The following is a 23,770-nucleotide window of genomic DNA, read 5'->3' as shown; positions in this document are numbered from 1 at the left end:
TTTAAGATTCGTGCGAGATTTTTGTATTGGAGATAAAATTTCGATCACTGGCATTGGGCGGAATAATCGTCACCTTTTGTAGTGGCTGTTTTGTATGAGTTAAAACGTCGCGCAGAAGAAGGCCGTTATCCGCGCGCTGTGGCCCTCGGCGAACCCACGCGGCGATGCTGTGTGGCTCTACTCCGGAATATCAGTCGGTATCGATCCTGGGATGGCCGGGATCGGGTCGCTGCACGGGGCCTGCAACGCCGGCGGCAGCGCTGGCGCCGATGGGAGCGCCTCGTCCGCATTGTCGCGCATCGGAGGCCCCCGGCGCGACGGGGCTGTCTGTCACCTGCGCCATGTCATCGATAGAGGCGGGAGCGATCAGGTCCGTCGTCGTCCTTGCCTCGAGGCGTCCCGGCTTGGCCGGTTCAGGTTTCGAGCGTGGCGGCGCGATCGATCAATCCGCGATCGGAGGGCCGGCTTCGTCGGGGGCCTGCCGCGGCGCCGGCCGGGGCTTGCGCGCCGGCTTGGCCGGTTGGACGGTCCGAACCTGCGGGGGCGTTTGCACCGCGGGTCGTTGCGGCGGCCGCGGCGGCCGGGCAATCGGAACGTTCCTCAGCGCGGTATCCGGCGTCTCGGCCGCGGGGGCGGCGGGGCTCGACGGCTGCGCGACGGTGGCCCGATTGTGCGGCACCGCTCGCTGCGGCTGCGGCGGGGTGACTGAGGCGGGGCCGACAGCCGGGGTCTGCGGCGCCGCCGTGCAGGTCTGGCCGCAATTGCTCACGACGGCCTCCACACTCTTGCCGTCGATCATCGCGGACACGATGCACCGACTCGGATGATAGACGAGTTCGTACTGGAACCGGCCCTTCTCATCCGACTCAGTGCGGAACTTGTCCTCCAGCACCACCGGCATGTGCGGACGCTCCGTCGTCCCGACGATGTAGAGCCGGCCCGTCGCGATCGCCGCGAGGGTGATCTCCGGTGCCGCCGAAGCGGGCCCGCACCACGCCAGGGCAGCTGCCCCCGCCGCGGCGACAATCGAGGCGAAACGAACCAACCGACAAATCTCCGAGTTCAGCCCGCGATATGCGAAAGCCAGACCATCTTCAGGCGGAGATAGTTCTAAACCCGAAATTGCATAGGTAGAACGAATTGTCTTCAGCGCTGTCGCCAAAGAATTGATTTCGTTGTGAATGGGGAGCGGCGCAACGATGCCAAGCCGATACGCCCCATCGGCGCCTGTGCGGCGACGATCCGACGAAACAGATTGTGAGGAGCGTCCTGGGAAGTCTTGGTGGGCGCACTAGGGTTCGAACCTAGGACCCGCTGATTAAGAGTGACCAGCTGCCGCCTTACGAAAGCTAACGCTGCGTAACGCTTAGCTGGGATTTTCGCAATCATTGCTTGCCCTTAAGCGCAAAAGTTAGCTAGCGTTATAACGCGATCGGACGCCTTCTAACGTCCTCGTTTTGTTACGTATCAGTTACGCGGAGCTGCATAGCATGGCAAGGCCTTTGACCGCGCGCTTCATCGATCAGGTCAAGCCCGCAGCACGCGTACGTGAGATCCCCGATGGTGGGCTTCCGGGCCTGTATCTCGTCGTGCAGCCTTCTGGAACTCGCTCATTCGCACTTCGCTATCGACATATTTGTCGCACCCGAAATATGACATTGGGGCGGTGGCCCGCCTTCTCACTCGGTGACGCACGCGAGGCTGCGAGGGTAGCAATACGTGCTATCGCCGAAGGACGTGATCCGGCCGGCGAGAAGCGTCACGCCAAAAGTGATGCCTCAACCCTTTGCGCGGAGGTCGCGTGCCTATTCATAGAACGCGACCAACGGCCTGAGAACCGGACTTGGAAGGAAACAGCCAGGCTCCTTGGGCTGCGATTCGAAGAGGATCGCCTCAAACCTATCAAGGGCGGGATCGTCGATCGGTGGTCCGGGCGGCGCATCGAGGATATCCGCCGCCGGGATGTGATCGTCGTCCTCGACGCTTTAAGCGACAAGCCGTCCACGAAGCAGAACACGTTCGCGGCCCTGCGCCGCTTCTTCAACTGGGCCCTTGCACGGGATCTGATTGTAAGCAGTCCCTGCAGTGGCGTGGAAGCCCCGTCACCTACTCCAGCGCGTGATCGCGTTTTCACGGGCGATGAGCTGCGTTGGTTCTGGCTCGCCTGCGAAACCCTTGGGCCACCTTTCGCACCGCTCTTCAAGCTTCTCTGCCTGACTGGGCAGCGGCGAGAGGAGGTGGGGGCCATGCAGTGGAGCGAGCTAGACGGTAACCTATGGACGATCCCGGCATCGCGCGTGAAGAACGGCCGCGAGCACGCGCTGGTTTTACCCGAACCGGCACTTGCACTGATCCGCAGCATGCCACGCATTGAAGGTTGCCAGTTTGTGTTCTCCACGACGGGAGCGACCCCGGTTTCGGGTTACTCCGAAGCGAAGCGTCGGCTTGATCAACGGATGCTTGAGCTAGCCCGCTGCGAGAAGGGCCGCCAGGATGCCTCGATACCCTTATGGCGGCTGCACGATCTTCGCCGTACAGCGGCCTCTAGAATGGCAGGCCTCGGGATTGGACTGCCCACAATCGAGAAGGTGCTTAACCATGTAAGCGGATCGTTTGGCGGCATCGTCGGAGTGTATCAGCGTCATGAATATAAGGCGGAGAAAACTGAAGCTCTGAAAATTTGGACTGATAACCTGTTAAATAATCTAACGTTGAATGCAAGGGTAGCGCATGAAGAAATCTAAATCGCTTCCTGAACTGACGAGTGCAGCCCCCGACGCGGAATTTGCTTCCACGCAAGAGGAGCGATTTTGGCGCGAGCAGGAGTTAATGCAGTACGACAATGAGTCTTCATCTAAACATCGCTTTTGGACCAAAGTAGAGCGTCAAGGTGCTTCTGAAAATGAACGCAGAGCGCAGGAAGAGGGTACACGGCTACGGCTCCAGCGTGATATAAATCTCAAGCTGAGGGCTGAGCTCACGAAATTGAGGAACGAGAAGAAAAACGTTATCCGGCATGCGATCAAAATCATAAATCCTAAAAGAGATCAATGGCGACGATGCTGTCGTGAAGTAATTTATGAGTTGGCTGAATTCAAACTCGCTCGCGTTGAGCCTTCGAAGTGGAATAAAGACAATCACGTTGCGGCAGTAAAGATTGTAAAATCTTTGAAGAAAGCGCGAAACGAAACGCAATTACTTCCAGATTTTGAGACTAATCAAATTTCCGTGTCATTGAAAGATCTGATCGATAGAGCTGAGGAGTTCGCAAGGAAACCTTATGGCGAACGGCGGAGCGCTGCTGACAAGAGTCGGGCGGTTAGATCTGCGTACAGCCTCCTTTCCGCTTTCGACTCTGTCCCGACGGGCACAACAAAGAATGGCGCTTTGTACAAACTAGCGGCGAAATTCGCTGGCGATGACGCTGGCATGGACCATCACTGCCGCAGCTTTTTCGAGGGCGCAAAGCGGCACAAGCATGAGCAATCGGCACCTGGGCCGTCGAAGCGCGCAAATAGGGCATAAGTTTTCGGGTGCTTTTGCGCGTTTGGCGGGTCTAATCGAACTGCTCCGGAGCGTTATAACGGAGCGGCACGATGCCAAGTAATTATACATCCCAGGTAGCTGAGGACCGATTTCTCACAAAATCGGCGGTCAAGCGGCGTTATGACGACTGCTCAGACATGTGGATACACCGTCGCCTCAAAGACAAAAGCGGGTTTCCAAAGCCGATCTATATCTCTCGCCGGCCGTTCTGGAGTTTGGAAGAGCTCGCCCAGTGGGAACGTTCTCTCGCTTTCAAAAAGGCGGCCTGAAACATGTGCAATCAAATACGTAATCCGCGATGCATTTGCCCTGAATTAGACTCAATAACTTCTCGATCCGGCTTCGAGGCTAAGCATAACTCTTGCTATAATCCTGTCGGCGGAGAAATTGTTTTATGGGAGTGGTTGACCGAGCAGTACATTGCTTTTTATGACCCGGATGCGCATGCCGCCGGCTCATTATACCCGACGGGTCATGTTCGTCTGACAAGTGACGTTAAAGAAGCGATCCGTTTTGCGACAAAGGACGATGCTAGGTTGTTTATTCTTCAACAATCGAGGATCACTCCGTTGCGGCCGGACGGCGTGCCTAACAGGCCTCTGATTGGCTGGTCTCTAGCGATTGAGCGAGTGCCCCCACTCACTGGCAGGCCGCTATGACAACTTTGAGCATCGCCGTTGATTACATCCGACGAGGTTGGATGCCGATACCAGTACCGTTTAAGACGAAAGGACCCGTCCTGCCAAACTGGAAGGACTTACACATATCGGAGCAGAATGCAGCTCGATTTTTCCAATACCCAGACCAAAACATTGGGGTCATCCTCGGCCCCCTTTCGGGAGGGCTTACCGACGTCGACCTAGACTGTGTGGAGGCGAATGCGCTGGCCGGAAATTTGCTCCCCATCACTGACGCTTGTTTCGGGCGGCGAACTAAGCCGCGATCGCACTGGCTCTACCGGACTTCGCTGTGCGAGACCGAAGGTAAAGCGAGGATTGCTTTCAACGATCCTGAAACAGGAGACACGCTGGTTGAGTTGCGGATCGGAGGTGCCGCCGCTGCACAGACGGTTTTCCCGGGTTCGGTCCATCCCTCGGGCGAAACGATCGACTGGGCAAATGACGGTGAACCTCGAAGCGTCGACGGTGCGATATTAAAGCAACGTGTCGCAGCGCTGGCGGCGCTATCGCTGTTCGCGCGCAGTTGGCCAGGAGAGGGCTCTCGGCATCAGGCGGCTCTGGTTCTGGGCGGGTTTCTAGCTCGTTGCGGAGCGACCTGGGCTGCTGATGCTGTCGAACAAATTGCCACGGTCGCCGGCGACGACGAAATTCCTGATCGGCGCCGAGCTGCGCAAGATGCTGCAACAGAATACGAACGAGGAGGCCGTACCTGCGGCCTACCAAAGCTCAAGGAGGTATTCGGAGATAAGGTCGCTACCGCGGCCGTAGAATGGCTGGGGTACGTCTCGGAAGCGGATCTCGGCATATCGGAGGACGCGCTGGCGTTGCGATTTGCAGACTTGCACGAGTGCAGGCTGAGATACGTTGCCAATTGGGGAAGGTGGCTCGATTATGATGGGAAGCGCTGGATGCGCGAGGAGACTTTGTGGGCTTTCGATCTTGCTCGCGATGTCTGTCGTGAAGAGGCGGCCAAAGCGAAAAGCTCGAAGCTCTCGGACGCCATAAAGAGCGCGAAAACGGTCAGCGCCGTCCAGCGCCTGGCGCAAGCAGATCGCCGCCTTGCGGCCACTACGGAGCAGTGGGACGCTGATCCATGGTTGCTTAATACACCCGAAGGTGTCGCCGATCTCAAGACCGGCAGCCTGCGGGCCCACTCCCGCTTGGATTATATAACTAAGATTACGGCAGTCTCTCCTGGCGGCGTTTGTCCGTTATGGTGCGACCACCTACGCCGGATCACGGACGAAGACGAGGAGCTGATTGCCTACCTCCAGCGCGTCTTCGGATATGGACTAACCGGCATCACCCGCGAGCACGCATTGTTCTTTGCCTACGGCACCGGGGCAAACGGGAAATCGGTCACAATCAACACCGTTCTGGGAATCATGAATGAATATCAGCGGACTGCGTCAATGGAGACTTTCACACTCTCCAAATTTGACCGGCATCCGACCGAACTCGCGGGCCTTCAAGGCGCTAGGCTTGTGAGTGCCAGCGAAACGGAAGAGGGACGACCCTGGGCCGAGGCGCGTATCAAGGCTCTCACGGGCGGCGACAAAATCGAAGCGCGCTTCATGCGGCAAGACTTCTTCGAGTACACTCCGCAATTCAAGCTGTTCATTTCAGGCAATCATAGGCCGCGGCTACGGTCCGTCGATGAGGCGACCAGCCGGCGCTTTCAAATCATCCCGTTCACAGTCACGATCCCGTCTGAAGAGCGGGACAAAGAGCTTGAAGCAAAGCTGAAGTCCGAATGGCCGGGAATCTTGGCCTGGATGATTGAAGGGTGCCTGCAATGGCAGCGCGATGGCCTAAACCCGCCTGAGGCGGTGCTCAACTCGACATCATCCTACTTCAATGATGAGGACACGGTGCTGAGATGGTTTGAGGAGTGCTGCGAGACTGATCCATCAACCCGAACGCCTTCTTCGGAGTCGTACGATAGCTTTGTCAGCTGGGCTACACGAGCTCGGGAGTTCGTCTTGAGTCAGAAAGCGTTCTCGGAGCGTCTCACAGCTCGAGCAGAGCGTCTCGGCCTCACCAAGGGGGCGGACCGTAAGGGCAACTATTTCCAGGGCTTAAGGTTGAGAGAAGAGGTGTTCGCACCCTTCTGAGCTTCTGACTGTCTCTCCCTGTGGTGGGTGTGGTGGGTCCGACTTTTTGCAACGTATGTGCACGCATGCGCTTCGCGCGCGTAACGCTTGAAAAAGCACGAACCACCACACCCACCACACCCATCGATTGATACGCAACTTCGGTGGGGTCGGGCGGTAACTTTCAAGATCGCTTAGGGAAACTTTGATAGATTGCGACGTGCAAAACTTCACGCGACGGTCGAGAATGCCGCCTGCTAGACATCGCCTTTTTGATAATGTGGGATGTCTACCTTGAGGACAGGCGGCAAGCGGGTTCGCTCTCCGTGCTCATCATCCGGGCGGCACGCACGTCGGCTCTGTGTACATCGCGTCGAGCCAGATCGAGAGGCAGCCTCCAAGCCCTCATCTCTCCTTCACGGTACATGAGGATCGTGCTCATGGACAGCGGTTCGCTTACACGTTCTTGCCCTGTCGCCTGCCCAGCCATTGCCCGCGAGCGTGCCGGACCGAGATTGCTTTCCCCCATCGCGGTCGCCAAGTTCGACGTCCATGACGACCATCTGCCGCTATCACGCCAAGCCGCTATCTATGCCCACAACGGCGTGCCGTCGCCGCCTTCGACGCCCCGGGGCTGGCCGGGCGCGTCGGCTGCGACGGTGATGCCGTTGGTCGACTTGCTGCGACATGAAGTGATCGCCGGCTCCGATGCCTTGAACAGCGACGACACGCCGGCCCCGTTGTTGGCGGCCGACGCTGGCAAGGCGAAGATCGGGCGGCTGTGGATCTGCGTGCGCAACGAGTGCCCTATTGAGACGCCCGGCCGCCGATGGAGGTGTTATTCACCTCACTCGATCGCCGGAGCGAGCAAACGGCTGGCCGACGTGCTGCCCTGAAACTGAATGCAGACCCCGTCGATCGCTCCAGTGGTTTAACGATCGGCTTTTCCGAGCGCTTACGACCATTACGCGCTCCGGCGCGGATTGTCAGGCGAAGCGGGACGCGGCTTGAAACGCTGCAACTCGATGAGGATCGCCGATAGCAATAAACCGCGAAAGCGCGGCTCAGACGGCCAACAAAGCGCTGAGCCGGGGATCGCTACAATTCGTGCTCCGCTGCCGCAGCAGCCCTCCTGTGCGCCCTCTCTTACGTTATAAAGCTCAAGGTCTTAGCAGGTTTGATTGCCGATCAACTTGGCGCTAGTCTTCAATGTTTGAGGCGGATTGTGATCAGGAACGACCGTGATCGCGATTTCGAGGATATTTTGCCATGTTTATGCAGTCACCGCCAACCGAGTTGCCTGGTATCGAGCAGGCCTTAGAGCGACCGCTTCCAACGTCGCTACGTCCATCCCTGATCCGCAGCCACAGACCTGCTCTTGAACACTTGTGGCAGAGGTATAAGCCGTTAGAATAAGAATGCTCAGATCACGTATTGGCCGCCGGCGGAGCCGGTGCACTCCGGCATCAGGCTGCGAAGCGCTCCGCCGGCAACACGCCGTCCGCGATCAGCCTCGAGATCGCAGGCGATTGAGCCACAACCTCACAAGCTTGGGCGCTGGTAACCGCATGAAAACGATTTCCTTCAGTCGGAATCTGCTCGCCGTGCAAGAACTTCAATTAAGTCGACTGCTACGCGAAGCTGACCGTCGGGAAGCTTTGCCAGAAATCTAGCCATTTTAGCTTCGAGCCGCTGTCGCGTGGGTGATCGCGTAGGCCTCGCTTCAGGTAAGTCCAGGAAAGTCGAGAGCGCCTTTCCTGTCGCTGACGCGATCTCCAGAAGTGTCGTGATGTCAGGCAGAGTAACGCCACGTTCGAGCTTGGATATGCTCTCGGGCGTGCGGTGGATGCGAGCTGCGAAATCCTCCTGGGTAAGGCCAGCTTCCTGCCTCGCATCTCGAACACGCTGTCCAATCGCCCGCTTGAGAGCCTCGCTCATACCGTGAGACGTGGAGCCTCCCGCGCAGCTTGACCACGAACACTAATTCTCCATCTTTACGAAACGGATGAACCGTAGTTCATGTGCATTCCGATCGCTTGCGGATGGGGATGATGCGGATGGCCTTCAGGAAGTTCGTTTCGGGACTGCTGGTGTTCGGGTTCGGCGCCCTAGCGCCACTCTATGCCGAGGCACGTGAAAAGATGGGGACTGCTGAAACCATCTCCGTGCCGGCGCTCGTCGGAGCTAACGAAGCGGAAACGGCTCAGCAGCTCGGCCAAGCATCGAGGTGTGAGCCGAGCAAATACGGCCGCAAATGCGTCTACAAAGCCGAAGCGGTTGAGATTATGTTCATTAATGGTGCTGCCGATTGGTTCACCGTCACCCCCAAGAACGCTGCCTACCTGCCGTCGAGTTTAGGTCAGCTAGGGCTTCCCACCGATAGTGCTCCAGCCTCGTCAACTCAATACGCGATGCGCTGGTTGGGACTTGCGGGATTAAGGGAGGTAACAGCGTTTCCTGACGGAAGCGGAAACGTCAACTATTTTTACATTAAAGCACGAATCGAATAAAAAATTCGATAAATGCAAAGCCATAATTTATTGCTTTACCCGGCTTGCCGATCTCGACGGGCGCGGTAGGCGCGGCCTTCGACCGGCTAGCTGCGTGAGTTAAGCCCCATTCCAAGGGTTCGGGACCGCGCTGGAAAACCTGCGGTTCGCCCGAGACGAGCCTGGCGCTGGGCACCTTGTGCGCTTGGGTGACGGCCGGATCGAAAGAATGCACCGGGACCTTCACTTCATCGGCTATTGCGAGTGGGACGGAGCGCTGGAAACGATCCAGGCTTTCCTCCGCTGGTTCCTGGACGTGGAAGAGGAAAGTCGGGCCGGGCTGGACCGCGGCCTGATGCCTGGGCGGATCAGGTGTCACGGCGGCGTCAGCCAGAAGGCTTCGCCGGCCGTCTCGGCCTGCCTGGTCAGGAAGTCAGAGACTAGTCGGACCCGCGGCAGGTCGCGGGTGTCCTCGTGGGCGATGAGCCAGTAGGCCCTGACAATGCGTACAACCTCGGGCAGAACGGGTACGAGGTCCGGGCAGGTGCGGGCCAGGAAGTACGGCAGAATAGCGAGGCCGCCACCGCCACGCACCGCCTCCAGCTGGGTGATGATGTTCGAAATCCGCGCCTGCGGGTGGATCGCCGGCGAGACCTGCGGGAGGTAGTTGAGTTCGCTTGTCCAGAGCAGATCCTCGACGTAGCCGATCCAGCGATGGCCGGGCAGGTCGTCCACCGACAGGATCGCGTCCGCGGACTCCACGTAGCCGCGCGCTGCGTACACACCAAGGGCGTAGTCCACGAGCTTACGGGCGAAGAGCCGACCGGTCTCCGGTCGGGTCATGCCGATGGCGAGGTCGGCCTCCCGCTTCGACAAGCTGAAGCTGCGCGGGTTGGCCACCAACTCGACTTCGAGCGTCGGCTGGGCCGTGCAGAACTCGGCGAGGCGTGGGGCCAGGAAGTAGGTCCCGAACGCCTCGGGCGTTCCGAGCCGCACGGTGCCACTGACCTGATGCGCATCCGCGTCTAGGTGCGCGCGCAGCGTGATCGCCACGCTCTCCATCCGCTCCGCATCCGCAAGCAGGCGCTCGCCGTCATTGGTCAGGGTGAAGCCGAACGGGCGACGGTCGAACAGGCGTGTGCCGAGAGCCCCTTCCAGAGCAGACAAGCGGCGGCTCAAGGTGGAGTGGTCGATGCCCATGCGCTGGGCCGCAATCGTCAACCGTCCCACTCGGGCGATGGCCAGGAAGGCGCGGAGGTCATTCCAGTCGAAATCGGCCATGGGGCGCCGCCGGTCCTAGGCATGGGGATTTGTGCAAGCCGCCTTTGCAATCCTTCGCATGGGCGTGCGCAGAATCGAATGATAATTCCTATCTCGCGACAAAGTGCAAACGCGGCGGAGAGGGCCGGGCTTTAGATCCGGGCCGAAAAACAGACCGCCCAGGGAGATCGCCACATGTCCATGTTTTCCAAGCTCCAGCTTCGCGCGAGCGAGGGTCGGCCCGTCCGGGTCGGCCTGATCGGCGCCGGAAAGTTCGGTTCCATGTACCTGTCACAGGCGCCTCGCACGCCTGGGATACACCTGATCGCCATAGCCGATCTGTCGCCGGACCGGGCGCGCCAGTCGTTGCAGCGAGTCGGCTGGGATGACGCTCGTGCCAAGGCGCGCGGAATGGAGGAGGCGGCGAAGGCCGGCACCACCTTCATCACGGACGACGCTGACGCGATGATTGCGAGCCCGTTCGTGGACATCGTGATCGACGCGACCGGCAGCCCAGCCGCTGGCATCCACCACGCCCTCCAGGCTTGCAAACACCGCAAGCATATCGTCATGGTCAACGTCGAGGCCGACGTGCTGGCCGGACCGCTGCTCGCCCGCCGCGCCGCCGAGGCCGGGGTGATCTATTCCATGGCCTCCGGCGACCAGCCGGCGCTCATCGCGGAACTCGTCGACTGGGCACGCACCATTGGGTTAGAGGTGATCTGCGCCGGCAAGGGCACTAAATATCTGCCGGCCTACCACGCCTCCACACCTGAAACGGTCTGGGGGCATTACGGCTTCAGCGCCGAGCAGGTCGCGGGCGGCGACTTCAACGCGCAGATGTTCAACTCCTTCCTGGACGGCACCAAATCCGCCCTGGAGATGGCCGCGGTGGCCAATGCCTGTGGGCTGACGCCCCCGCGCGACGGTCTCGCCTTCCCGTCCTGCGGCGTCGACGATCTGCCGAGCGTGCTGCGTCCCGTAGCCGACGGTGGCATCTTGGCTGATCGCGGCACCGTCGAGGTGGTGTCGTCGTTGGAGCGGGACGGCCGGCCGGTGTTCCGCGACCTGCGCTGGGGCGTTTACGCGGTGTTCGAGGCGCCGAGCCGCTACGTGCAGGAATGCTTCTCCCAGTACGGCCTCAAGACCGACGACAGCGGCCGCTTTGCTGCTACCTACAAGCCCTACCACCTGATCGGCCTAGAATTGGGGATCTCGGTGGCCTCCATCGCGGTCCGCGGCGAGGCCACAGGCGCTACCGGCGAGTGGCGCGGCGACGTGGCGGCCACTGCCAAGCGCGCCCTGAAGGCCGGTGAGCGCCTCGACGGCGAGGGCGGCTTCACGGTCTACGGCAAGCTGATGCCGACATCCGATGCCCTGGCGCAGGATGCACTGCCGATCGGGCTCGCCCACAACATGGTCCTGAAGAACGACGTCCCCGTCGGGCGGGCCGTGCGCTGGAGCGACGTCGCGTACGACGCGAACCAAGAGGCGATTCGCGTTCGGCGCGAGATGGAGACCCTGTTCAGGCAAGAGCTGGGTCTCGCCGAGGCAGCACAGAAGGTCGCCTGAACGAGCCTGCGTCACGCCGAGGCAATCGGGTGCCGGTCATCTTCTTATCAAGCGCTGGCCCCGCCTGCGAGGCGGAGCTGGTTCACCGCGACAGAGCCCGCAAATGGGCCGATCGGAGGAAACGATGGATCACGCAGCCAGCCTCGGCCTGAATGCGCGCGTGGCGGAGACGAATGTCTACCGCAAAATTACGTGGCGGATCATGCCCTTCATCGTCGTCTGCTACCTATGCGCATATCTTGACCGGGTGAATGTCGGGTTCGCCAAGCTTCAGATGATGTCCGACCTTGGCTTCAGCGATGCCGTTTACGGTTTCGGTGCCGGAATTTTCTTCATCGGATATTTTTTGTTCGAAGTCCCGAGCAATTTGGCGCTCCACAAGCTCGGGGCCCGGGTCTGGATCGCCCGGATCATGATCACCTGGGCGATCATTTCGGCCCTGACGCTGCTCGTGGCGACGCCGTTGCAATTCTACGTGGCGCGGTTCTTTCTGGGCCTTGCCGAAGCAGGCTTTTCACCCGGCATCATGCTCTATTTAACTTACTGGTTTCCGGCAAAAAAGCGAGGCTTCGCGCTAGGCTTCTATTACATCGCGATCCCACTGGCGGGCGTCATCGGCGGACCTGTGTCAGGTCTGATCTTGCAGCATTTCGATGGCTCGGACGTGATGAAGGCGTGGCAGTGGCTGTTCCTGCTGGAAGCGGCCCCCTCTCTGCTCGCTGGCATTGCAGTGTTGTTCCTGATGGTTGACAAGCCCGAGCAGGCGCCTTGGCTTACTGAGGCCGAAAAGGCGGAAGTAAGCGCTGAAATTCACCGGGAGGACGGCGACAAGGTCGTGCATGCATCCTCCAGAGCTTTTCTGCGAGATGCGCGGATTTGGAAGCTCAGCGGCGTCTACTTCATGACCATCATTGGCCTCTATGGGATCAGCTTTTGGCTGCCTTCAATTGTAAAAAATTCTGGCATCAAAGACGTCGTGACAATCGGTTGGCTCTCGGCGATCCCCTACCTCGTCGCAGTGCCGACTATCATCCTCACCGGCATCAGCGCTGACCGCACACGCCGACGCCGGGCCCACTTCGCGGTTATGCTGGCAGTTGGTGCCGTTGGGTTGGCGCTGGCCGGCTATGTCGGACAGAACCCAGTCGCTGCGGTGGTCTGGCTATGCGTCGGCACGGCGGGGATGCTCTCGGCTCTGTCGCTATTCTGGGGCGTGCCCTGCGCCTTCCTCGCGGGCACTTCGGCGGCGGCCGGCATCGCCACGATCAACTGCATCGGTAATCTGGCCGGGTTTGTCTCCCCCTACATGGTGGGGGGCCTGAACGTGCTCACTGGTAACCCAGCAATTGGGCTCTACGCAGTGTCTGCCTGCATGCTGGCAGGCGCGGCGCTGATCCGGATAATCCCAGCATCGCTGGGTGACCGTTAAACGCTTGTTCGTGGATCTGTAGCCGGTGCCGTGGGTCTTAGGCAGATTTCGCTGAAAGACCCACGGTTGCTTCGCGCAAGCAGCGAAGGTTATCTTGTAGCGCTATTCAACCCAGAACCACCCGTAAACAGCGTGTCCGCTTGCGAGATGCTGACAGGCACGGCTGAATGGGGTGGTGGGCGCTAAACTGAATGTCCGGTTTTGCCCCCGTTGTCGATCGGGCATGGCGTAGTCTGGCCGAATGCAGCTCGTCCGCTTCGAGAGGGATCTGCCGCAAAAGCGGACGATGGCTCTCTCGCGCAAATATTCCGAACACAAATGCGTCATCCCATGCAGTATCAATCTACGCGACCAACAAGAAACTAAGTCAAGTACCGCCCGTTAATATTGATTTTACAGTAAACAGTGTGCATTAGAAATCACTTCTGCAAAGGCTGATCGGTCGAATGTGCCTTGGGCATCGTCGCCAATGACGAAGGCGGCATGGCCCAAGCAGCGCAACCGATTTAGCAGATTCGCAGCTTCGCCATAGCGCGCTGCGGCCAAACCCTTAAGGCTCCGCTCGATTCAATCCCGCGCCACTGCTATGGCTTCCTCGGCCGTGTTGAAGGTTTCTACGTCCTTCTCAATCGGATGGTCGACCGTCGCCACTGCATAGTTATCCGCCAAGACGACATGCAAGGTATGATCTCCGTGTCCGGCCTACGCAGGCGAAGTATTGTTAAAAGTTACACTCAGATCAGGCCTATAAGCGCTGGGCTGTGCTTCACCGGCGTAAATTCAGTGATCTCAAAGCGAACAAGCTGCTTTTGCCGGAACGGGTCGCCATCCAATATCTGCTCTAGTTCCGGTCTTGAGACCTTGCCATTGACAATGATAACGCCGCCGTCGCGTGGGACCTTGGGGCCGGAAGCGAGGAAGATGCCTTTCTGGTAGAAAGTTTCAATATAATCCCGGTGCACCTGTGTCGCGGCCTCAATCTCGGCCAAGGTCTTCTCGTAAATCAGGTTGACGATGAACATCGCGTTCTCCCTCGGAGCTATCGCGTCAGGTTGACGGTGATGTTCTTCGTCTGCGTGAAGCTGTCGAGCATCCCCGACAACGAGAATTCACGGCCAAGCCCGCTTTGCTTGTAGCCGCCGTAAGAGTGACCAGGAAGCTGGCCACCGCCCTGGTTGATCTGCACCCAACCGGCCTCGACGTCGCGGGCGGCGCGCAGCGCGCGTCCGAGGTCGTGCGTCCAAATATAGGCGGCGAGCCCGTAGTGACTGTCGTTGGCCATGCGGATGACCTCGTCCTCGTCGTCCCAGGGGATCGCGACGAGGACGGGCCCGAAGATCTCCTCCCGGGCGAGGCGCCAATCGTTGTCAGCCTGGGCAAAGGCCGTCGGCCGCATGAAATAGCCCCGACTCAAGGGACCGTCCGTGTCGGGTAGGCCACCCATAACGAGGCGCGAGCCAGCTTGGCGCTGGCCGTCTTCGACATAGCCGCAGATTTTCCGGAACTGGCGCTCGTTGATGATGGCGCCTACGTCGCTCGCCTCGTCCAGCGCATCCCCAATCTTTAGCTGAGCGGCCTTGGCGACGAGTTTCTCCAAAAAGCCGTCGTAGATGGAGCGGTGGAGGAACAGGCGTGACCCGGCAGTGCAGGACTGGCTCTGGCGCGTGAAGCGCATCGCGGCGACGATTCCCTCGACGACCCAATCCTCGTCGGCGTCCGGGTACACGATCGACGGGCTTTTGCCGCCGAGTTCCAGCGAAACCGGCAGTATGCGCTTGGCCGCCGCCTCCATCACGAGCTTGCCGACCCCGGTCGAGCCCGTGAACGACAGTTTGGCCACGTGGGGATGGTGAAGCAGCGGCGACCCGCATTCTGGCCCCGTGCCGGCGAGCATGTTCAGGACGCCGGGCGGCAGGTGCGCCTGGCAGATCTCCGCCAGCATCAGGACCGCCAGCGGTGCATCCTCGGCGGTCTTCATCACGATGGTGTTGCCGCTACAGAGGCCCGGCGCGATCTTCACGCTCGCCAGCACGAAGGGCGCGTTCCAGGGGATTACCGCAGCCACGACACCTAGCGGTTCGCGCTGGGTGTAGCTTAGCACGTCGTGCGCTAGGGGAAGCGTCTCGCCCTTCGTCTCGCTCGCGACGCCGCCGAAGTAGCGGAACATCTCGATGGCGGTGCGGACCTCGGGACGGGCCTGGGTGCGCAGGGCGTTGCCGGTCTCCTCGGCGATGGCGCGGGCGAGCTCCTCGTGCCGAGCCTCCATGTCGTCTGCGATCCGCATCATCAGGCGGCCGCGTTCGCGGGGCGGGAGCTTTCGCCAAGACGCAAAGGCCGCTAGGGCCGCCTCGACGGCCTTGTCGACATCGGCCGCACCGCCCCGCGGGACCTCGGCGATCGGCACGCGGCGCGATGGGTTCTCGACGGTGATAGTCTCGCCCGAGGCGGCCCAGACCCACTCGCCTCCGATCAGCATCGGCTGGCGGCGGAGGCCCTCCTGCCCCGCGGTATCGGCGCTCTCCCGCATCGTTGTCTCCCGTGATGGTCTCGACGAGATCATAGGCGTCTCGTCTGAGGGTTGCTCGGTGGGTGGTGGAACCGTGGCGTCAGGTAGATCCGTTCGCGCTGCGCATCTGGGCAACCAAGTCCGCGAAGACGCGCCCGCCGGTGGTAAGATGGTCGTGCATCGAGAGGCTCGCGGCCTCGGTGTTACCGTTCACGATGGCGGTCACGATCGCGTCGTGATCGCGGTAGGATTGCTTAATCCGCCCAGGCTTCTGGAACGGGTAGCGGCGGTAAACCCGCAATCTCGCCCGGGCGTCTTTTATGCTGCCTTCCAAGTAAGCGTTGCATGCGCCGCGATAGATTAGTTCATGCAGTTCGGTATTGATGACATCGTAATCCTGCTGATGGTCCAGAAAAGTCTCGCTACGCGCATGGATTGTCATGAGCTGTTGCCGTTGCTCCAGAGGCATCCGGGTAGCCGCGAGCCTTGCGGCCATGCACTCGAGCTCGGTCATGACCTCGAACATGGCGACGACCTGTTCGGCGCTCATAATCGCCACAGTGGCGCCGCGCCGCTGTCTGAGATCGACGAGGCCGCGCGAGGCGAGTTGGATCAACGCCTCGCGCACAGGCGTCTTCGAAACCTGGAACATTTCAGAGAGCTGGCGCTCCTCGAGCCTCATGCCAGGAGCCAGCGCTCCGGAATCGATCTCGCTCCGTATCCAGCTCGCGATTTCGCCCGTCCGATTGAGCTTCTGCACCGCCACCGTCGTCCTCAATCCACCAGCTCCCAGGCCTTTATCTAGTGGCCAAGAGCCCCCTCCAATATGAGTGGCGGGTTGACGTCGACTAAATTGACATATTTTTTTTCGATTGACTAATATATTTTTTGGTCGGAAAAAGATGCGGCTCGGCCTATTTAAGGGTGTCTCGCGATGTCAGTCGACGCTCCCGATGGGCTGCCGACCCTCACGACCAGGGACGGCGTCGCGCGCATCCACCTGAACCGTCCGCGTCAGCACAATCGCTTCGAGCCGGCCGACGTGGATGCCCTTGCTGCGATGCTCAACCAGCTCGACCGAGACCGCGCCGTCCGCGTGCTCGTGGTGAAGGCGAGCGGGCCGAGCTTCAGCGCCGGATTCAACATCGGGTCCATCGGCAGCGCGGGCTCGTTCGAGCAGGCCTTCGCCTTTAACCGCCTTTGCGATCAGCTCGAGTGCCTGCGGATGCCGACGATCTGCGCGCTCAACGGCAGCGTCTACGGCGGTGCCACGGATTTCGCCCTGGCCTGCGACCTGCGGATCGGCGTGCACAAATCCCACATGATGATGCCGCCGGCCCGCCTTGGTATCCAGTACGGCTACGGCGGCCTGCGTCGCTACGTGGAGCGGCTTGGCCTCTCGGCGGCCAAGCGGCTGATCCTGACCGGCGAAACGATCGATGCGGAGACGATGCTCGCCATCGGCTTCCTCAGCGAACTCTTAGCCCCCGATCTGCTCGACGAGCGGGCCGACACGCTCGCGGCCTCGGTCGCCGCGCGGGCGCCGGATGCCTTGCGCGGCCTGAAGGCGTCTCTCAACGCCATTGCCCGGGGCAGCGCCGATCCGGGCGAGATCCACGACCGCTTCGTCGCGGCCTTCACCACGCGCAACGCGCAGGAGGGTCTGCTGGCGTGGAAGGAGAAACGCCCGCCACTTTTCGCTGACGATTGATTCGGCAATCCGCCGAGCCCTGCACGAAGCGGCACGCCAGCGTCCCGTGCAGACGAAGCACCCGAACCAACGGCAGAGCGAGCCTAAGCCCGCCTTCAGGGAGGTCAAGATGTCAAAGACGCTAAGCGCCGCGCTTGCAGCCGTCGCTGTGACGCTACTCGGAGCCACGAGCCCACAGGCGGCGGACACTCCAGTGCGCATAGGAGTGCTCAACGATCAATCCGGGCTCTACAGCGAGTTCGGGGGCATAGGCTCGGTTGAGGCCGCCAGGATGGCAGTCGCTGACTTCGGCGGCACTGTGCTCGGCCGTCCGATTGAGGTCCTGTCGGCGGATCATCAAAACAAGACTGATGTCGGGGCAGGCATCGCCCGTAAATGGTTCGACCAAGACAATGTCCTGGCGATCGCGGACCTGACGAACTCGGCGATCGCTATAGCGGTCCAGAATATGGCCAGAGAGCGCGGACGGATCACCCTCGCCTCCGGCCCTGGAACCAACCGCCTGACCAACGAGGATTGCTCGCCCACCGGCTTCCACTGGCCGTGGGATACCTATTCGCAGGCTGTCGGAACATCGCGAGCCGTGATTCAAGAAGGCGGAAAAACCTGGTTCCTGATCGCCGCCGACTACGCCTTCGGGCACCAGATGGCGGCCGATCTTACGAAGACGATCACCGAGAACAATGCGACAGTGATCGGCCAAGTGCGTCATCCGACGGGTACGCAGGATTTTTCCTCTTACCTCTTGCAAGCACAAGGATCCAAGGCACAGATCATAGGATTGGCCAATGGCGGCGTCGACACGACGAACGCAGTGAAGCAAGCTGGCGAGTTCGGCATCGCTCAAGGCGGACAGAGAATCCTCGGTCTCGCTACCATGATCAGCGATGTGCACGCGCTGGGCTTGAAGGCTGCTCAGGGGCTCGTCGCGACGACGGCGTACTATTGGGATCGCAACGACCCCAGTCGCGCCTTCGGGAAGCGCTACATGGCAGTGACGGGTCGTATGCCCGACATGATCCAGGCCGGCGTCTACTCGTCAGTCCTGCATTACCTCAAGGCGATGCAGGCGGCCGGCACCGACGACGGCAAGGTCGTCGCCGAGGCCATGCGTGCGATGCCGGTCAATGATTTCTTCGTGACGAATGGAAAGGTGCGGGTCGACGGGCGAATGGAGCACGACATGTACCTGATCCAGGTAAAAACGCCCCAGGAGTCGAAGGGGCCCTGGGATTACTATCGTGTTCTCAGAACAATTCCCGCCGCCGAGGCCACATTGCCTCTGGCGGAGAGCAAGTGTCCACTAGTCAAGAAGTAAGACTGCATGGGTTAGGAGCGCCGGCATGACGAATATCGCTTTCATTGGCTTGGGAAACATGGGCATACCCATGAGCCGCCGCCTCATCGAGGCCGGTCACCGGGTCGCTGGTTACGATCTAACGGCAGCCGCTCGCGCAAGCTTTGCGGCACAGGGGGGCCGGGCCGCCGCGGTGCTCGGCGAGGCGGTGGCCGACGCCGAATGTGTCATCACGATGCTGCCGACGGGCAAGCACGTCCGCGCCGTCTACGAAGCGGAGGGCGGCATTCTGGCCTCAGCGCCTCGCGACGCCCTTTTGATCGACAGCTCGACCATCGATATCGAGAGTGCCCGGGCGGTCAGCGGTGCCGCCACAGCAGCCGGGTTCGCCATGGTGGACGCGCCTGTTTCGGGGGCGGTTCCGGCAGCCGCGGGCGGCCGGCTGACGTTCATGGTCGGCGGCAGCGCGGAGGCCTACGCTCGCGCTCGGCCCCTCCTCGATCCGATGGGTGCAAACTTCTTCCATGTCGGCGAGGCAGGCTCGGGGCAGGCACTCAAGATCTGCAACAACATGTTGGCGGGGATGACCATGGTCGCCCTCTCGGAGACCATCGCACTGGGGGAGAAACTAGGCCTCGACCACCAGACCCTATACGACGTGATCGTCAAATCCTCCGGCAATTGCTGGGCCCTTGAGAAGTACTGCCCCGTACCCGGGCCGGTCCCGACCTCGCCCGCCAACCATGGATACGCGCCGGGTTTCGCCCTCCCGATGATGCTGAAGGACATGCGCCTGGCACAACAGGCCGCGGGCAGTGTCCACGCCGCGACGCCCCTCGCGGGTGCGGCGGTGGCGCTCTACCAGATGGCCGCCGCGGGCGGCTATGCCGAGAAGGATTTCAGCGCGGTCTTCCAACTCATCGCGGGCCGGGATGGCCAGCCGCAAGCGGGCGCAACGCCCGTCTCGGGTTGATCGATCAATGTCAGACAACCTCTACGATTTTTTGTTTCCCGCCTCTCAGCACCCAGATGTCCTGCTGTTCCAGGGCGAGGACGGGACTCGGTGGACACGCGGCGACGTCGAGGAGCTCGCCAGCCGATTCGCATCGTTCCTCAGGCACGTGGGCGTGAGTTTGGGCGACCGGGTGGCGGTCCAAGTTGAGAAGTCGCCCGAGGCTGTGTGTCTCTATCTGGCCTGTCTCAAGGCCGGAGCGGTCTACGTTCCGCTCAACTCCGCGTACACCGAGGCCGAGGTACGCCAAATCCTGGGTGACGCGGGTCCGAACCTCTTCGTCGGCGAAGGCGAGCGGATCGCGGCGCTGGGGGCGGCGGGCCTGCCCGAAGGATGTAGGACCTTCACCCTCGACGCTCGGGGCGCCGGCAGCGGCCTCAAGGCCGCGCGGTCCATGCCACCCCTGGCGGATGCCGTGCAGCTTCGGGGCGATGACGTCGCGGCCATCCTCTACACCTCCGGGACCACGGGGCGGCCGAAGGGGGCCGTGCTCAGCCACGCGAACTTGCTCTTCTCTGCCGATTCGCTCGTCTCGCTCTGGGGTATGCGCGTCGACGATGTCTTGCTTCATGCCCTGCCGATTTTTCATGCCCATGGGCTTTTCATCGCCATCAACACGGCCCTGCGGGTGGGGGCGACCACGCTGTTCCTGAACCGGTTCACCCCAGACGCCGTGATCCGGGAGATGCCGCAGGCTACGGTCTTCATGGGCGTTCCGACCTTCTACACGCGGCTCCTCGCAGACCCGCGGCTAGACGCCGGGCTATGTGCCGGAATGCGCCTGTTCACCTGTGGATCGGCGCCGTTGTCGGCGATGGTACATGACGCATTCCGGGCGCGGACTGGGCACACGATCCTTGAGCGCTACGGCCTGACGGAGACGACGATCGTCGCCTCGAACCCGCTCGACGGACTCCGCACCCCGGGGACGGTCGGCTACGCACTCCCCGGCGTCGATATTGAGGTGCGCGACAAGGATGAACACACGCTGCCCGCCGAGACCGTCGGTGAACTCGTCCTGCGGGGACCCAACGTCTTCCGATGCTATTGGAACATGCAGGAGGCATCCGAGGCGGCCATGACCGCGGATGGATTTTTCAGGACCGGTGATCTCGCCACGATTGCGCCCGATGGACGGATCGCGATCGTCGGGCGCGCCAAGGACATGATCATCTCTGGGGGCTACAACGTCTATCCGCAGGAGGTCGAAGCGGCCCTCAACCAGATTGAGGCGATTCAAGACAGTGCAGTGATCGGCGTGCCGCACCCGGATTTTGGTGAGGGTGTCGTGGCGGTGATTGAGCCGCAGGACGGCCGGACTGCTCCGGCACCTGACGTCATCGTGGCGCAGCTTGGTCAGAAGCTCGCCCGCTACAAGCTGCCCAAGGTCGTGGTGTCGATGCCCAGGCTTCCGCGCAACGCCCTTGGCAAGGTCCAGAAGAACGAACTCCGTCAGACCTATCGGGCCGTTTTCAGCGTCGATGGCGAGGTGAACTGATCCACCGCCGACGGAAGGAACCGCTGGAACCGTAGAGATTGGAACATTTCGCCTTCGGAGGTGGCCCCCGCGAGCGTGTCCAGCAGGCGGACGCTTGGCACACCAAGGCACGGGAGCGCTAGAGCGGCTGAGACGAGCATTAAACGGCGGTCCGGTTATGGCAGAAAGCTGCCGGCCTGCTTCGGAGCAGGCGCACCGTAAAAGCAGACATGCTCGAACCGACCCGTTGCAGAAGCTCGGAAGGTCTGCTCCGAGGCAGCTTGATGGACGAGGACCTACGACTGGGTTGGGTGGATAGGCGCCGGTCGGCTTTTCGTCGACTTCTCTCGTATGCGGCCCCCCTGTGACCAGGAAAAGGCAAGCCTGTTAGCCGCGCTTTCCCCTACGCAAGATACGGCCCGTTGACAACATCATTCACGCGTGAATGATTAAGGTCTGAACGGAGCGACGGTCTGTGTCGACATCGACGAAGCAAACTGGCCTGCGGCTGGACGACCAGCTTTGCTTCGCCCTCTATGCTGCGACGAATTCGATCGTGCGCGCCTACCGGCCGTTGCTGGGCGAGGTAGGGCTGACCTACCCGCAGTACCTCGTCATGTTGGCGCTCTGGCAGGACGGCGTGACGGCGGTGAACGACTTGGCCGCCCGGCTGCAACTCACGTCCAGCGCGATCACGCCCCTGGTCGACCGGCTGGAGGCCGCGGGCTTCGTCATCCGGACCCGCGCGGCAGACCGGCGCATCGTCCTCGTCGCCCTGACGGAGGCGGGCCGGTTGCTGGAGGACCAAGTTGCGACGGCGCAGCAGGCCGTGGTCTGTCGCACCGGCCTCGGCGACCGCGAACTCGCCGACCTGCGCCAGAACTTGAAGGATCTCGCCGACCGCGTCGCCACAGCGGGCATGGCCCAGGGCGACGAGCCGGGCTGAGGATACCCCGCACGCAGACGTGCGGACGAGGCTCTCCGCGGGGCCGAACTGAAACGCGAGGGTTCGACGGCGGCCTGGCCGGCGGCCCAGGCGAATAAATCGAGGGCCATGCGCAACCGCAGGCGCCTTCCATCCTGTCGGCTCGCGATGAGCCGGACGATGCCCGCACGCCATGCGGGTCGAACACGAGGAGGATACATGGACGCGCAAGCGACCGGGGATCCGGGGGGCGGCCAGCCCTGGGGACCCCATAACACGGTGACGGTGGTCGACCCGTCGCCGGTGAACTGGCTTTCCATCACCTGGAACACGATGGAGGAAGCCAACCGTGTCGACCACGACGGCATCGGCCAGCCGAGCCTCGCCGAGAGCTGGCGCTGGCTCGATGGCGAAACCCTCGAACTCAAGATGCGGGACGCGGTCTACCAGGACGGCGAGCCCTTCAACGCCGCGATGTTCAAGCTCGGGTTCGACAAGGTCCAGGAATGGACCAACCCGCACCCGCCGGGTGCCTTCCTCAACTTCGCCCGGGATGTGACTTGCGAGGCGGTCGACGACCGCACCGTGCGGATGCGCTTCCCCGGCGGCGACTCCGCGGCGCTAATGAAGCTGCGCGGTATGCACCTGCCCTCGACGCGGTTCTGGAACGAGTGGGGCTTCGTTGACCCAAAGACGGGGTCGGCAGAAGGCCATTGGTGAGTCATCGACGCGCCTGGTCCGTGGGGGACTGGCCCGTTTGTGCTCACCGAGGGCGTCTCGCTCATCGATAGCCGCTCCGACCGCGTGGTCATGGAGCCCAACCCGACGTACTGGAACCCGGCCCGCAGGCCGACGGTCCGGATCGTCTACGACAACGTCATCGGCAAGGACGAGGGCATCAAGTCGGTCGCGGTCGGTGACGGCCAGGTCGACGTAGTGTTCGACCTGACGCCGGACGAGGCGAAGTCCTTCCCGGACAGTGCGCACGGGAGAATCCAGACGAAGAAGGCGAAGGCGATCCTCACGGGTGTCTTCAACGAGAACCGTCCGGACTCGCCTTGGCGCAACCCGGAGGCCCGCCGGGCGATCAACCTCGCCATCGACCAAGCCTTCGTGCTGGAGCACGGGGCGTATGGCTACGGCACGGTGATCCCAGCCTTCATCCAGCCAGGCCGCTACGGCGCGGACCCGGACATGAAGCCGATGCCGCACGACCCCGAGGGTGCCAGACGCACGCTCGATGGTCTGAGGCTCGGGGGACAAGAACTGGTCTTCGTCGCCTCACCCGCCTGGAAGGGCGTGGTGGACGCCATCGGCCGGTGCCTGGGAAAAGTTGGCCTGGGCTGCCGCTTCGTCAGCGCCAAGGACGAAACGCCGGCGGAGTTCGACGTCAAGCTCGAATGGTACTTCGACTGGACGCCGCAATATCCGGCGGCGTGCGTGCACCGGGAGTTCTTCGGACGTGACGCGACCCTGCGCCAGGGTCCGGAGGATCCGAAGTTCGACGCCCTCTACGAGAAGCTCCTGCATACGCCGGAGACCGAAACGGAAGGGGTGGTTCGCGAGGTGGAGCGCTACCTGCAGGACGAGGCCAAAGCCCTGTTCCTGTACGCGCCCTACACGCTGTTCGCGGTGTCGAACCGGGTGGAGTTCACCCCCTACGACACCTGCATGTCCGAACTGGCCGAAACCCGCATCAAGGGTTGAAGTCACTTCCGGCCGGCGCGGACTGTTCCGCGCCGGCCACACTGGGCTCCAGCACGAAGTCGCCAA

Annotated in this window: 19 protein-coding genes and 1 pseudogene; 13 read left to right on the top strand and 7 right to left on the bottom strand. The window is 61.6% G+C overall.

What is annotated here, in order from left to right; translation table 11 throughout:
- Positions 1-442 precede the first annotated feature (442 nt).
- Entirely contained in the window at positions 443-1,162 is a 720-nt protein-coding gene (locus tag MFF40_RS11320) for a hypothetical protein (protein WP_238260464.1), read from the bottom strand.
- A 328-nt stretch (positions 1,163-1,490) separates the two neighbouring features.
- Between MFF40_RS11320 and MFF40_RS11315 the strand changes: the two genes are divergently transcribed.
- The 4 genes from MFF40_RS11315 (at position 1,491) to MFF40_RS11300 (ending at position 7,215) form a co-directional block, all read left to right on the top strand.
- Positions 1,491-2,744, top strand: coding sequence for a tyrosine-type recombinase/integrase (locus tag MFF40_RS11315; RefSeq protein ID WP_238260462.1), 1,254 nt, complete (start codon positions 1,491-1,493; stop codon positions 2,742-2,744).
- Complete coding sequence (locus tag MFF40_RS11310) at positions 2,731-3,525, top strand: hypothetical protein (RefSeq protein WP_238260460.1); 795 nt, start codon at positions 2,731-2,733, stop codon at positions 3,523-3,525. Before MFF40_RS11315 ends, MFF40_RS11310 begins: the two co-directional genes overlap by 14 nt.
- A 676-nt stretch (positions 3,526-4,201) precedes the next feature.
- Positions 4,202-6,340, top strand: coding sequence for a phage/plasmid primase, P4 family (locus tag MFF40_RS11305; protein WP_283206099.1), 2,139 nt, complete (start codon positions 4,202-4,204; stop codon positions 6,338-6,340).
- A 419-nt stretch (positions 6,341-6,759) separates the two neighbouring features.
- On the top strand, positions 6,760-7,215 hold the full coding sequence (locus tag MFF40_RS11300; protein WP_238260456.1) for an IS66 family transposase: 456 nt from the start codon (positions 6,760-6,762) through the stop codon (positions 7,213-7,215).
- 688 nt (positions 7,216-7,903) lie between these two features.
- Here MFF40_RS11300 and MFF40_RS28960 read toward each other — a convergent pair.
- A complete protein-coding gene (locus MFF40_RS28960) occupies positions 7,904-8,257 on the bottom strand; it encodes a helix-turn-helix domain-containing protein (protein WP_368858851.1) in 354 nt (117 codons plus the stop codon).
- Between the two features lie 119 nt (positions 8,258-8,376).
- Between MFF40_RS28960 and MFF40_RS11295 the strand changes: the two genes are divergently transcribed.
- Complete coding sequence (locus MFF40_RS11295) at positions 8,377-8,829, top strand: hypothetical protein (RefSeq protein WP_238260454.1); 453 nt, start codon at positions 8,377-8,379, stop codon at positions 8,827-8,829.
- On the opposite strand, the gene MFF40_RS11290 is transcribed toward MFF40_RS11295, so the two are convergent.
- On the bottom strand, positions 8,810-9,187 hold the full coding sequence (locus tag MFF40_RS11290; protein WP_238260452.1) for a hypothetical protein: 378 nt from the start codon (positions 9,185-9,187) through the stop codon (positions 8,810-8,812). The two genes, MFF40_RS11295 and MFF40_RS11290, sit on opposite strands and share 20 nt — an antisense overlap.
- Positions 9,184-10,089 (bottom strand): LysR family transcriptional regulator, encoded by a 906-nt coding sequence (locus MFF40_RS11285; protein ID WP_238260450.1) that lies wholly within the window; start codon positions 10,087-10,089, stop codon positions 9,184-9,186. Before MFF40_RS11285 ends, MFF40_RS11290 begins: the two co-directional genes overlap by 4 nt.
- A gap of 174 nt (positions 10,090-10,263) precedes the next feature.
- Here MFF40_RS11285 and MFF40_RS11280 point away from each other — a divergent pair, with 174 nt between their 5' ends.
- Both MFF40_RS11280 and MFF40_RS11275 read left to right on the top strand, forming a co-directional pair.
- Positions 10,264-11,640, top strand: coding sequence for an NAD(P)H-dependent oxidoreductase (locus tag MFF40_RS11280; protein ID WP_238260448.1), 1,377 nt, complete (start codon positions 10,264-10,266; stop codon positions 11,638-11,640).
- Positions 11,641-11,764: 124 nt separating this feature from the next.
- Complete coding sequence (locus tag MFF40_RS11275; protein ID WP_238260446.1) at positions 11,765-13,069, top strand: MFS transporter; 1,305 nt, start codon at positions 11,765-11,767, stop codon at positions 13,067-13,069.
- 734 nt (positions 13,070-13,803) lie between these two features.
- Here the strand turns inward: MFF40_RS11275 and MFF40_RS11270 are convergent.
- The 3 genes from MFF40_RS11270 to MFF40_RS11260 form a co-directional block, all read right to left on the bottom strand.
- Positions 13,804-14,091 carry a YciI family protein gene (locus tag MFF40_RS11270; RefSeq protein ID WP_238260445.1) on the bottom strand — a complete coding sequence of 96 codons (288 nt, stop codon included), beginning with the start codon at positions 14,089-14,091 and terminating at the stop codon, positions 13,804-13,806.
- Between the two features lie 17 nt (positions 14,092-14,108).
- Complete coding sequence (locus MFF40_RS11265) at positions 14,109-15,596, bottom strand: aldehyde dehydrogenase family protein (protein WP_438804099.1); 1,488 nt, start codon at positions 15,594-15,596, stop codon at positions 14,109-14,111.
- Positions 15,597-15,675: 79 nt separating this feature from the next.
- Positions 15,676-16,341, bottom strand: a complete 666-nt coding sequence (locus tag MFF40_RS11260; protein ID WP_238260443.1) for a GntR family transcriptional regulator — start codon at positions 16,339-16,341, stop codon at positions 15,676-15,678.
- Between the two features lie 168 nt (positions 16,342-16,509).
- Here MFF40_RS11260 and MFF40_RS11255 point away from each other — a divergent pair, with 168 nt between their 5' ends.
- The 6 genes and pseudogenes from MFF40_RS11255 (at position 16,510) to MFF40_RS11230 (ending at position 23,704) form a co-directional block, all read left to right on the top strand.
- On the top strand, positions 16,510-17,286 hold the full coding sequence (locus MFF40_RS11255) for an enoyl-CoA hydratase/isomerase family protein (protein WP_238260442.1): 777 nt from the start codon (positions 16,510-16,512) through the stop codon (positions 17,284-17,286).
- Positions 17,287-17,395: 109 nt separating this feature from the next.
- Positions 17,396-18,604, top strand: a complete 1,209-nt coding sequence (locus tag MFF40_RS11250) for an ABC transporter substrate-binding protein (RefSeq protein WP_238260441.1) — start codon at positions 17,396-17,398, stop codon at positions 18,602-18,604.
- Positions 18,605-18,629: 25 nt separating this feature from the next.
- The gene (mmsB, locus tag MFF40_RS11245) at positions 18,630-19,556 is read left to right on the top strand and encodes a 3-hydroxyisobutyrate dehydrogenase (RefSeq protein ID WP_238260440.1); all 927 of its coding nucleotides are present in this window, start codon (positions 18,630-18,632) and stop codon (positions 19,554-19,556) included.
- A 7-nt stretch (positions 19,557-19,563) separates the two neighbouring features.
- The gene (locus MFF40_RS11240; protein ID WP_238260439.1) at positions 19,564-21,093 is read left to right on the top strand and encodes an AMP-binding protein; all 1,530 of its coding nucleotides are present in this window, start codon (positions 19,564-19,566) and stop codon (positions 21,091-21,093) included.
- Positions 21,094-21,547: 454 nt separating this feature from the next.
- Positions 21,548-22,018, top strand: a complete 471-nt coding sequence (locus MFF40_RS11235; protein ID WP_238260437.1) for a MarR family winged helix-turn-helix transcriptional regulator — start codon at positions 21,548-21,550, stop codon at positions 22,016-22,018.
- Positions 22,019-22,126: 108 nt separating this feature from the next.
- Positions 22,127-23,704 (top strand): annotated as a pseudogene (locus MFF40_RS11230) (ABC transporter substrate-binding protein).
- Positions 23,705-23,770 lie beyond the last annotated feature (66 nt).

The organism is Methylobacterium mesophilicum, from assembly GCF_022179445.1.
Classification (GTDB): domain Bacteria; phylum Pseudomonadota; class Alphaproteobacteria; order Rhizobiales; family Beijerinckiaceae; genus Methylobacterium; species Methylobacterium mesophilicum.
The sequence above is the reverse complement of the archived record's forward strand: the minus strand, read 5'-3'. Positions and strand labels throughout refer to the sequence as shown.